Here is a 12,626-nt window from a genome sequence, read left to right as displayed (position 1 = left end):
AATTGAAAAAAAAATGTATTGTATGTACTGTAATTTTAATTACAAATACTTTTTTTTAGAAGTACTTACGTTTTAATAAGTATTATAGAGCTCTTTTATTTTATTAAAATCAAGTATATCTTTAATTTCATAAAAATGATTAAGTTGCCAAAGCTGGGCGGCTTTAGCCTGTTTGTTGTCGGGATTATCCCAAATTGGATAAATACGAAAACCTCTTTTGCCTTCTTTTTTATCGCTTGAAATTATTCCATTCTTAATTAAAACTGTTTTTGGGAATACAAATTGACCAATTCTATCGTCATTTTGGACGTTGACTATAAAGAAATTAAAATAGTCATATTGGTGGAAAGGAGCTATTGTGCCTTTTCCATTTCGCTGCCAGAATGTTACAAATTGCCCCGTTTTTTTAGTAGTTATCTTTGAATTTCGACTAATAATATGAAGCCCATTCAAATCAAATCTACATGCTGCATATTCCTTACTTTCTGATTCTAATCGATAATTTGAAACTTGTAGTTCGCATCTGTCATAGATGTTAACTTTTATATGGTCTAGTAAAAAATTCATTTGATTAAGAGATCTAGTCAAGATTGTTTGTTGGGGCCTATTTGGTTTACTAACTATGGTTGTTATAGAATGAGTATTGAAGCAAATTTATGGTATTTAAACTAGATCCGTGAGAGAGGTTTAGAGTAATTGTGTCGATTAAATTGATCTATTAGATGTTAAATGTGTTGAATGTCTTTGACTTTTTTGTAATAAAAATCCTCTAAATTTGTGACTTTTCATACTTTTGCGGGTCTAATCAAAAGCAAATCTTCATTAGTAATTGAATGTATATCTCAAAGCTTTTTATAGTACTGTACCCATTTTTTATTTTCTTTTTTTTAGCCCAAGAGGTTGGTATTAGACAAAAGAAGGAATTTGATTCTATTTTTTATGATGTTGCTGTAAGGATTTCAGCACTAGATATGACAAGGGCTGAGAAGGTTGCTGATTCATTATATAGAGGCTCCAAAACCGAAATTCAAAAAGTGAAATCATTAATGCTTTTGGCTGATTTACTTGAGAAACAAGGAAGGCGAAACGAAGCGATTGAATATGCTTTGAAGGCTGAAGAATTGGCTAGTGCTAATCTTAATTATCAATGGATGGCAAGGGTTTATGGTTTTTTGGCTACTCAGTATAGAATAGTTGGATTAGCAGATCATGGGAAAACTTATCTTCAAAAATCAGTTGCTATAAGTGACAAGTTTACCGATGAAAGTTCCTATGATAGCTATATGGGAATCATTTTTCAAGAAAAGGCATATTATGCCATAGGGGAAAAAAAATATGGTGAATCAATTGAATTACTGAAACATGCTAATATCTTTTTTGAATCTCAGAAGGATGCTTCCTATAGGGATCTTTCCTTGGGAATAAACTCTGAAATGCTAGGAAGAAGTTTTCTTTTTCTTAGACAATATGATTCAGCTAAGTACTATTATGATGAATCATTGAATTTACTCGCTAAATCTGGTGTTTTAAATTCACAATGGGAGGGTATTGTTTACCATGGAAAGGGGTTGATTTCTCTTGAAAGTAAAGAATACGATGTAGCAAACTTATATCTAATAAAATCCCTTAAAATAGCCGAATCTACACAGTATGCTGCATTGTTGGAATTGGTTTATAGAGATTTATCAAGATATTATGGTGAAATAAGGGATGTGGAGAATTATGCCATATATCATAAAAAATATGTTGCTGCTAAAGATGATAATTTAAAAGCAGTAAAGTCTGTCGCAAATTCAGAGTTCAATCGATTTGTTGAAAAACAACGAGGAGGTTTTTCTTTTGTTTATATAATTATTTCGGGTATAGCAATCTTGTTCGTGGGTAGTGTTTTGTATCTATTAATTGTTAAGAGAAATCCGTCTAAGGTTAAACAGATTAAAGGGCAAAAAGTAGTTGTAAAAGATCTAGTTGTTTCCGAAAATGAAAGTTTAAAGCAGAGTACCAATGAATCTATGGATCGTTTTATGCCTGAAGAAACAGAAAAGACGATTATAGATATGTTGCAAGAATTTGAGAATAGTAATGAATTTACTGATGCTGGACTCACTTTGACGGAGCTTTCAGCTAAATTTAAGATCAACCCAAAATACTTATCTTGGGTAATTAATAAGCACAAAAAAAAGGATTTTAATAACTATATTAATCAATTACGGATTTCTTATATAATTGAAAAAATGAAAAATGATCCCGCTTATTTACATTATAAAATTAGTTATTTGTCTTCCGAATGTGGATTCTCGTCTCATAGTAAGTTTGCAGCTATCTTTAAAAAAGAGACTGGCTTTACCCCATCATCTTTTATTAAAAAACTTCCTAAGTAATATTTATTACAAAATGTAATTAGTCAACCTACTTCAAGACTACTTCATTCTTTTTTAACTTTTTTATATGAGAGTTTTAGTTGTAATTATATTTTGAATATATCCGATTAAGTGCTTAAATAATCGCTAATGTGAAGACGAGACAGTTAGGGTGTTCATATGCCCGAAAATGGATAGTCTTTATATTTGTCAATCTTACAGTAAGATTACTTTTGTTTTGTTTTTTCCTTTTAAGGTTAAACGGTATTATTGCAGCCGAAATTACCCCTCCCCCCAAGTCATCCGGCATTTTAAACAACTTAAGATTAATATAAATGATGAAACAACTTTACGCTTTATTGTTAAAGATGGATTTTTTGTATTCCTTGAAAATCCCAATTAATAATAGATTGATTAAAATTGGTTTTAACCTGCCAGTAACTTTATTAATGATTGGAGTATTCCTGGGAGGATTGACTAAGGCAAACAGCCAAACGATTACCCTTAAGTCATCTAATACTTTAATAATAGATAGTAACAAGGCATGTGCTGTTCCATCTGAAGGACCGCTTGCGACCTATGTGGCATATCAGTTTTGTAATAATACAGCATCACCCACAACTGCTTTGGATGCAACCTTTTCTATTTCAGGTACGGGTTATAATTTAGCTGGAGGACAAGCTGCATCTCAATCATTAGGGGTATTACAACCTGGAGAATGCGCAACCTTATTTTGGTATATTTCATATCCTTGTACAGTACAGCCTGGAACTATTAATATTACCTTGACTGATGTTGACAATCAGGTTATTTCAACGCAAAGCGATGTTTTAAGCACTGTAAAAGGGCCTAGTGCGAATGCGACAGGGATTCTTAATGGGGTAAGTTTGAACTCTTCAGGGGTAGGTCAGGTGACTTCATATGAAGTTATCTATAGTTTTGGGAGTACTTCTGCAGGAGGTCTTATTTCTTTTCAGCCAGCGGGTAATACCGATTATGATGCTGGTTGCTTTCAATTAATTGGTTTAGAGATAGTTGGTTCTGATATTCCAGATGTTGCAGTTGGTACAACTGATGAGATGGTGTTTTATTTGGATAATGCTATTACTGGTTCAGGAAATTTAGTAACAGTCCGATATTATATCAAAAATAAATGTATTGGTGCTAATACTATTGCTAGTCCATACGCTTATGGGGATTCAGGAACGCAGCTTAAATATACAGGTAATTTTGATGATCCAACTTTTTTTGGGAGCTTTCCAACTACAGTCAATAATTTATCTATTACAAAGACGGTATCTGTAAATAATATTACGACTGTCCCGGCAGAAGTGACTTATACGATTAGGATAGAAAATGGTTCCTCAATACCAGCCTCAATTGATAAAATTACCGATATATTACCATCACAATTGAGTTTTAATGGTTTAGATATATCAAGTGATGTTACCACTAGCAATGCCTCTGTCCTTCCTTCCATTGGAAAAATGGGTGAGTTGGTTTTCGAGGGTGGTACTGACTCAAATGTGTATCCGTATACCGAGTTTTTAATTCCAGCCAATGGAACTTTAAATTTGGTGTATAAAGTAGCAATTCCAGCTGGTATTGCTGAGGGAAGTTATACCAATAGTGCAACTTTTACAGCTGGTGATTACACTTCTTCGCCTGCGCAGGCAACATTTTATTATGGGCCTATTCCTCCAGTAGCTAATGATGATTTTGCTGTAACAGAACAAGATATTCCAATTTCCTTTAATGTGACCACTAATGATACTGATAGTGATGGTGTAATAGTTGTGTCAACTGTGGATTTAGATCCCTCTACCATAGGTCAACAAACATTTTTTGCAGTTTCAGGGGAAGGAAGTTATGTTGTAGATTCTAATGGGAATGTTGTTTTTACACCTGAAAGTGGATTTACTGGGACTTCAATTATTTATTATACGATAAAGGATAATGATGGTGCCACCTCAAATCTAGCAGAAATAAAGGTTCAGATTGGAAATGTTTGTACTGAAGATGTTGAGGGGGAAAACTTTTTACTTAGTGATGGACAAAGTGTAACATTTGATCAACCAGGAACAAATTATGGGTTTCAATTTGATATTTACACTTTAGACAACTCATTTAATTTAAATATTAATGGAGTTAATATTGCTACTCAAGAACTAGAGTTTCAGTCAGCTGAGACTTCAGGGATTAATGTTCGTTTCCAAGATGGGGATCAATATGAAGCTAATACTTCTGGAAAAATTTGGGAAATGACAGGGACAAACGCGGCACCTCTTATTCGAGTGGTAATAAGTCCTTCTGGCGTGGTTTCAATGTATGGAAGTAAAACTTCAGGGGGGGCATTATTTCCTTTAGAATTATTTAATGGCAATTCATTTAATACCATTTCTTGGAATGCTACTACACCAAATACTGTTATTGGAAGTCAGTCTGTTGTTGGTGTTACAACTATGACCGGATATGGAAGTGGTAAGAGAATAATTTCTTGTCTAGGTGGTATAAGTCTATTAAAGACAGCTACTTTAAACGATACGAACAACAATGGCTACGCAGATGTAGATGAGACCATCAGTTATGCGTTTACTGTTCGCAATACCGGAAATGTAAGCTTGACAGACATCACGATTACTGATCCATTGGTAGCTGTATCCGGTAGTATTGCAATCCTAGCCCCTGGAGCCGAGGACACCACGACCTTTAGTGCCACCTATACGATCACTCAGTCTGATATAGATGCAGGAGTAGTAGAGAACCAAGCCACCGCTACAGGAAAGGATCCAAATGATGTAGATGTTAGTGACACCTCAGATGATCCAACCGACAGTACGGATGTAGATCCAGATAATGATGGAGACCCTGATGATAAGACAACGACGACCCTTCCACAGAGAGGCTCTATAAGTTTGTTAAAGACAGCTACTTTAAACGACACGAACAACAATGGCTACGCAGATGTAGATGAGACCATCAGTTATGCGTTTACTGTTCGCAATACCGGAAATGTAAGCTTGACAGACATCACGATTACTGATCCATTGGTAGCTGTATCCGGTAGTATTGCAATCCTAGCCCCTGGAGCCGAGGACACCACGACCTTTAGTGCCACCTATACGATCACTCAGTCTGATATAGATGCAGGAGTAGTAGAGAACCAAGCCACCGCTACAGGAAAGGATCCAAATGATGTAGATGTTAGTGACACCTCAGATGATCCAACCGACAGTACGGATGTAGATCCAGATAATGATGGAGACCCTGATGATAAGACAACGACGACCCTTCCACAGAGAGGCTCTATAAGTTTGTTAAAGACAGCTACTTTAAACGACACGAACAACAATGGCTACGCAGATGTAGATGAGACCATCAGTTATGCGTTTACTGTTCGCAATACCGGAAATGTAAGCTTGACAGACATCACGATTACTGATCCATTGGTAGCTGTATCCGGTAGTATTGCAATCCTAGCCCCTGGAGCCGAGGACACCACGACCTTTAGTGCCACCTATACGATCACTCAGTCTGATATAGATGCAGGAGTAGTAGAGAACCAAGCCACCGCTACAGGAAAGGATCCAAATGATGTAGATGTTAGTGACACCTCAGATGATCCAACCGACAGTACGGATGTAGATCCAGATAATGATGGAGACCCTGATGATAAGACAACGACGACCCTTCCACAGAGAGGCTCTATAAGTTTGTTAAAGACAGCTACTTTAAACGACACGAACAACAATGGCTACGCAGATGTAGATGAGACCATCAGTTATGCGTTTACTGTTCGCAATACCGGAAATGTAAGCTTGACAGACATCACGATTACTGATCCATTGGTAGCTGTATCCGGTAGTATTGCAATCCTAGCCCCTGGAGCCGAGGACACCACGACCTTTAGTGCCACCTATACGATCACTCAGTCTGATATAGATGCAGGAGTAGTAGAGAACCAAGCCACCGCTACAGGAAAGGATCCAAATGATGTAGATGTTAGTGACACCTCAGATGATCCAACCGACAGTACGGATGTAGATCCAGATAATGATGGAGACCCTGATGATAAGACAACGACGACCCTTCCACAGAGAGGCTCTATAAGTTTGTTAAAGACAGCTACTTTAAACGACACGAACAACAATGGCTACGCAGATGTAGATGAGACCATCAGTTATGCGTTTACTGTTCGCAATACCGGAAATGTAAGCTTGACAGACATCACGATTACTGATCCATTGGTAGCTGTATCCGGTAGTATTGCAATCCTAGCCCCTGGAGCCGAGGACACCACGACCTTTAGTGCCACCTATACGATCACTCAGTCTGATATAGATGCAGGAGTAGTAGAGAACCAAGCCACCGCTACAGGAAAGGATCCAAATGATGTAGATGTTAGTGACACCTCAGATGATCCAACCGACAGTACGGATGTAGATCCAGATAATGATGGAGACCCTGATGATAAGACAACGACGACCCTTCCACAGAGAGGCTCTATAAGTTTGTTAAAGACAGCTACTTTAAACGACACGAACAACAATGGCTACGCAGATGTAGATGAGACCATCAGTTATGCGTTTACTGTTCGCAATACCGGAAATGTAAGCTTGACAGACATCACGATTACTGATCCATTGGTAGCTGTATCCGGTAGTATTGCAATCCTAGCCCCTGGAGCCGAGGACACCACGACCTTTAGTGCCACCTATACGATCACTCAGTCTGATATAGATGCAGGAGTAGTAGAGAACCAAGCCACCGCTACAGGAAAGGATCCAAATGATGTAGATGTTAGTGACACCTCAGATGATCCAACCGACAGTACGGATGTAGATCCAGATAATGATGGAGACCCTGATGATAAGACAACGACGACCCTTCCACAGAGAGGCTCTATAAGTTTGTTAAAGACAGCTACTTTAAACGACACGAACAACAATGGCTACGCAGATGTAGATGAGACCATCAGTTATGCGTTTACTGTTCGCAATACCGGAAATGTAAGCTTGACAGACATCACGATTACTGATCCATTGGTAGCTGTATCCGGTAGTATTGCAATCCTAGCCCCTGGAGCCGAGGACACCACGACCTTTAGTGCCACCTATACGATCACTCAGTCTGATATAGATGCAGGAGTAGTAGAGAACCAAGCCACCGCTACAGGAAAGGATCCAAATGATGTAGATGTTAGTGACACCTCAGATGATCCAACCGACAGTACGGATGTAGATCCAGATAATGATGGAGACCCTGATGATAAGACAACGACGACCTTTCCACAGAGAGGCTCTATAAGTTTGTTAAAGACAGCTACTTTGAACGACACGAACAACAATGGCTACGCAGATGTAGATGAGACCATCAGTTATGCGTTTACTGTTCGCAATACCGGAAATGTAAGCTTGACAGACATCACGATTACTGATCCATTGGTAGCTGTATCCGGTAGTATTGCAATCCTAGCCCCTGGAGCCGAGGACACCACGACCTTTAGTGCCACCTATACGATCACTCAGTCTGATATAGATGCAGGAGTAGTAGAGAACCAAGCCACCGCTACAGGAAAGGATCCAAATGATGTAGATGTTAGTGACACCTCAGATGATCCAACCGACAGTACGGATGTAGATCCAGATAATGATGGAGACCCTGATGATAAGACAACGACGACCCTTCCACAGAGAGGCTCTATAAGTTTGTTAAAGACAGCTACTTTGAACGACACGAACAACAATGGCTACGCAGATGTAGATGAGACCATCAGTTATGCGTTTACTGTTCGCAATACCGGAAATGTAAGCTTGACAGACATCACGATTACTGATCCATTGGTAGCTGTATCCGGTAGTATTGCAATCCTAGCCCCTGGAGCCGAGGACACCACGACCTTTAGTGCCACCTATACGATCACTCAGTCTGATATAGATGCAGGAGTAGTTGTGAATCAGGCAACTGCTGAAGGGTCAGATCCTGAAGGTAACCCAGTGATTGATTTTTCAGGAACTGATATTGATAATGATGAACCAACAATAACAGTTATTGAATCAACTATTCCTTTAGCTGAAGATGACTCAGTGACAACTGGAATGAAACAACCAGTGATTATTTCTATTTTGGATAATGATGAAGCTAATGATGTAGGTTTTGACTATAGTAGTATTGAAATAATTAGTTATCCTATTCATGGGACAATAACTATTATGCCAGATGGTACTGTGCTTTATGAACCAAGATTAGATGTGAAGTACTCAGGAACAGATGCATTTACTTATAGAGTTCAAGATGGTAATGGTAAATGGACTAATGTAGCAACTGTAACAATAACAATTCCAGGTTTATTTATTCCTAACGTGATTACTCCAAATGGCGATACTAAGAATGATACATTTGAAATTATAGGATTGCAAAGCTATACGAGTGCTGAAGTATTGATCTATAATAGATGGGGGAATGAGGTTTATCGTAATTCTAAATATGATAACACCTTTAATGGAGAAGGATTAAATGAAGGGACCTATTATTATTTGGTAAAACTAACCAATGTCAATGGGGGTGTAGAGACATATCAAGGATGGATTTTTATAAAGCGTTAATGATGTCATTTTTAACTGATATTAAAGTAGTGTTTAGAAGAATGAAAAAAGTATATTATTTGTTTGTGCTCTTGGTGATTTTTATATCATCAGAGCTCAAAGCTCAGCAGGAAATACAGTTTACACAGTATATATTTAATACATTAAGCGTAAACCCGGCTTATGCTGGATATAAAGAGGAATGGTTTGCTCAGATGGCCTTAAGAAAGCAATGGGCAGGTCTACAAGGAGCTCCTCAAACTGGCCAGTTTTCAATTGATGGAATTGTATCTCCATATTCACGAAATGTTGGGGTAGGATTGCAGGTAACAGCGGATGAGTTGGGCCCGCAAAAAGCAACATCAATGTATATGAATTATGCCTATCGTCTTCGATTGAATGATGAAGATACGGAAAGGTTAAGTTTCGGAATTGGAGCGGGAATTTCTCACTATGGTTTGGATGAAACCAAATTTTCCCCTGTTGATGGTACAGATTCTAATTTATATGGTGACGAAAAAGTTTGGAAATGGAATTTGCGTGCAGGTGTTTATTATTATAATCCTAAATGGTATGCAGGACTCTCTGTAATGAATCTTTTAGAGAATGATGAAAATTCTATTTTTGGAACTGATGACAGCTATTATGAAGTAAAACATCGTAGACATTTATATTTTATTACTGGTGCTGTTTTCGATTTATCCCCAACACTTAAATTGAGACCGAGCTTATTGGTTAAAGAAGATTTTAAAGGACCAACGAGTTTAGATATCAATGGAATGTTAATTTTTAATCAACGTTTTTGGTTTGGTGCAAGTTACCGTACTGGTGTTAATGTTTGGGATAAGAATTACAAAGATTTTTCGGTTGACAAATTGGATACCACCAATGCCTTATCAGGGATAATGCAATTGTATGTTACCGAAAGATTTCGTGTAGGGTATTCATATGACCATATGCTAAATTCTTTAAGTGATGTAGAGAAAGGGACTCATGAAATAACCCTGGGTTATACCTTTCCTCTTAGAAGTAAACGATTGTTAAGTCCAAGATTCTTCTAATTAACGAATTTCTAAAAGAAAGATAAAATGAAAATATACAGTACGATCATTATATTAATTCTAAGTATGCTGCCAGTTTTTGGTCAGGAGCAACTGAGTAATCGAGAGAAGGCTGATGCTTATTTTGAGAGTTATCAGTATGCAAGAGCGGTTATGTTATATCAAAAGTTGGTTGACACGAAGACGCCCCAATTACATGATATGGAGCGTTTAGCATATAGTTTTTACCAGATTAATGAATATGAGTTGTCATCCAATTGGTATTCTAGAGTTGTTAATCACCCTGAAAGTGAGCCAGAAAATTTACGTTTTTATGCCGCTTCTTTAAAACAAATATCTAGTTATGAAGAGGCAAAGAGTATATTACAGCAATATGCTGAAAAAACAGGTAGATATGAAGAGGTAGCACTTGAAATACAAGGATGTAATGCTGCTATAGCATGGATGGCTAATCCGCAACCTTTTAATATAAAGAATGAAAAGGAGGTTAATACCGGATTTTCCGAATTTGCGGCCTTTCCAATAGGTAACCATGTGTATTACACAGGAGAAGTCTCTAAAGGGAGTAAAACTCCACATCTAAGTTGGACTGGTAAATCTTTTTTAAAGGTTTATAAAGCAGATCATAATGTAGAAGGGCTTCAAAATTCGGTTATACTGGAAGAATTTAATGAGGATAAAAAATATCATGTGGGACCAGTAAGTAGCGATAAGGCTGGAAAAGAATTTTTTGTAACACGTACTTATGCAGGTAAGGATGGTGAAAGGGTAAAGGAAGGGAAGAAAAGATTCCATACAAATCGTTTGGAGTTGTTTATATACACCAAGTCGGATCAAGGTTGGGAATCCATATCCTTTGCTTACAATAATGTAAAGGAGTATTCAATTGGGCATGCTGTATTAAGTCCTGATGAGCAATTGTTGTATTTCGCTTCTGATATGCCAGGTGGTAAAGGAGGGACTGACATTTGGTTCAGTGAAAAACAGTCTGATGGAAGCTGGGGGATACCACGTAATGCTGGGAATGCTATTAATAGTATACACGATGAAATGTTTCCATCACTAGCTCCAGATGGAACCTTATACTACGCTAGTGACGGTTTTATTGGAATGGGTGGTCTGGATATTTTTAAATCAAAAGGTCAAAAGGAGAATTGGACTCAACCTGAAAATCTGAAGTATCCTATGAATAGTGGTGGAGATGACTTTGCATTTGTTATAAATAAGGAACAAGAAAATCAAATTTCGGGATTTTTTACTTCGAATCGAAGTGGAGGGGCCGGCAATGATGATATTTATGCCTTTAATTATACCAAGCCAAAAATAGTTGTTCTATTAGAGGGAATTACCTTTAATGGAGAAGGAAATACAATCCCATTAAGTGAAGTTAACCTTAGCCTTTTTGATGAAAATAGAACTCTATTGGCAAAGAAACAAAGTGTAACCAATGGAATGTTTGAATTTGAAATAGAGCCCAATGTGTCCTATAAGGTTTTAGCTCAAAAGGGAGGATTCTATTCAGATTCTGTTTCGATTAGTACAAATAATAGTATCAAATCAGATACTCTGCGTGTCAATTTGCATCTAATTCCATTATTTGAAGTGGGGAAAAAGTTTGTATTGGAAGATATTCACTATGATTTTGATAAACACAATATTCGTAGCGATGCGGCATTAATTTTAAACGAGCTTGTGAGAATTATGCGTGATAATCCAACTTTGACCATAGAACTTTCATCACATACTGATAGTAGGGGTAGTGATAATTATAATAGGGTACTATCTGAAAGAAGAGCTAAGTCTGCAGTGGATTATTTAGTTTCCAGAGGAATTGAGCGTGATCGTATGGAGGCTAAAGGTTATGGTGAGACCCAATTGCTGAATGAATGCGATAATAATGTTCCATGTTCAAAAGATGCTCATCAAAAAAATAGAAGAACTGAAGTAAAGGTTTTATCTTTTTAGTTTGAAATAATTACTATTTCTTTTATAGCTAGGAAAGCTCGTTCTATTTGAACGGGCTTTCTATGTTTTGGAGTTCCTTTTAAGCAGTCTAAAATGTTGTTATAGATTCCATTATTAATTTTAGTTCGATTTAGCTTAAAAAAAATAGATCATTTTTCTCTATATTAGATAATTGAAGTATGATAGTAAAAGTTTTTTTTACACAAATCAAAAGTAATGGCTGTTCTCAAAACTACTCAAACAGATGCTGATGTCAATGAATTTATCAATACGTTTGCCCAAACTGATCAGAGACGCAATGATAGTCTTGAACTCATTAGAATCATGACATCCGTCTCTGGATATCCGCCTAAAATGTGGGGAGCTTCTATTGTAGGATTTGGGAGTTATTATTATAAATCTGAACGAAGTAGGCAAGAAGGAAATTGGATGCTCATTGGATTTTCTCCTAGAAAGGCGGCTATTTCACTTTATGTGTATTCAGGTTGTGAAGGTCAAGAAGATTTGCTTGCAGATTTGGGAAAATACTCCATGGGTAAAGCCTGTATTTATATTAAAAAATTAGCAGATATTAATCCTGAGGTCCTTTGTAAACTAATGCAGTCAACAATTACTTTCTTACAATCTAAATATTCTTAATCTTCAAATAAATTAAC

The 12,626-nt window shown here is 37.1% G+C and carries 6 protein-coding genes; 5 read left to right on the top strand and 1 reads right to left on the bottom strand.

What is annotated here, in order from left to right; genetic code table 11:
* Positions 1-72: 72 nt before the first annotated feature.
* Positions 73-567 carry a MepB family protein gene (locus PT603_RS08290; RefSeq protein ID WP_008240583.1) on the bottom strand — a complete coding sequence of 165 codons (495 nt, stop codon included), beginning with the start codon at positions 565-567 and terminating at the stop codon, positions 73-75.
* Between the two features lie 266 nt (positions 568-833).
* On the opposite strand from PT603_RS08290, the gene PT603_RS08285 reads away from it, so the two are divergent.
* The 5 genes from PT603_RS08285 (at position 834) to PT603_RS08265 (ending at position 12,609) form a co-directional block, all read left to right on the top strand.
* The gene (locus tag PT603_RS08285; protein ID WP_008240586.1) at positions 834-2,381 is read left to right on the top strand and encodes a helix-turn-helix domain-containing protein; all 1,548 of its coding nucleotides are present in this window, start codon (positions 834-836) and stop codon (positions 2,379-2,381) included.
* Between the two features lie 314 nt (positions 2,382-2,695).
* The gene (locus tag PT603_RS08280) at positions 2,696-8,965 is read left to right on the top strand and encodes a CLIPPER-2 domain-containing protein (RefSeq protein WP_309258593.1); all 6,270 of its coding nucleotides are present in this window, start codon (positions 2,696-2,698) and stop codon (positions 8,963-8,965) included.
* 2 nt (positions 8,966-8,967) lie between these two features.
* Positions 8,968-10,005: a PorP/SprF family type IX secretion system membrane protein gene (locus PT603_RS08275; RefSeq protein WP_309258592.1), complete on the top strand. Its 1,038-nt coding sequence runs from the start codon at positions 8,968-8,970 to the stop codon at positions 10,003-10,005.
* 27 nt (positions 10,006-10,032) lie between these two features.
* Positions 10,033-11,970, top strand: coding sequence for an OmpA family protein (locus PT603_RS08270; protein WP_008240236.1), 1,938 nt, complete (start codon positions 10,033-10,035; stop codon positions 11,968-11,970).
* Between the two features lie 216 nt (positions 11,971-12,186).
* On the top strand, positions 12,187-12,609 hold the full coding sequence (locus PT603_RS08265) for a DUF1801 domain-containing protein (protein WP_008240235.1): 423 nt from the start codon (positions 12,187-12,189) through the stop codon (positions 12,607-12,609).
* Positions 12,610-12,626: the final 17 nt, after the last annotated feature.

It is taken from the genome of Imtechella halotolerans (assembly GCF_028743515.2).
Taxonomy (GTDB): Bacteria; Bacteroidota; Bacteroidia; order Flavobacteriales; family Flavobacteriaceae; genus Imtechella; species Imtechella halotolerans.
The sequence above is the reverse complement of the archived record's forward strand: the minus strand, read 5'-3'. Positions and strand labels throughout refer to the sequence as shown.

Coding starts and splice junctions, on each gene's coding strand:
- PT603_RS08280 (WP_309258593.1), top strand. CDS start 2,696: ATGATGAAACAACTTTACGCTTTATTGTTAAAGATGGATTTTTTGTAT.
- PT603_RS08275 (WP_309258592.1), top strand. CDS start 8,968: ATGTCATTTTTAACTGATATTAAAGTAGTGTTTAGAAGAATGAAAAAA.
- PT603_RS08270 (WP_008240236.1), top strand. CDS start 10,033: ATGAAAATATACAGTACGATCATTATATTAATTCTAAGTATGCTGCCA.
- PT603_RS08290 (WP_008240583.1), bottom strand. CDS start 567: ATGAATTTTTTACTAGACCATATAAAAGTTAACATCTATGACAGATGC.
- PT603_RS08285 (WP_008240586.1), top strand. CDS start 834: ATGTATATCTCAAAGCTTTTTATAGTACTGTACCCATTTTTTATTTTC.
- PT603_RS08265 (WP_008240235.1), top strand. CDS start 12,187: ATGGCTGTTCTCAAAACTACTCAAACAGATGCTGATGTCAATGAATTT.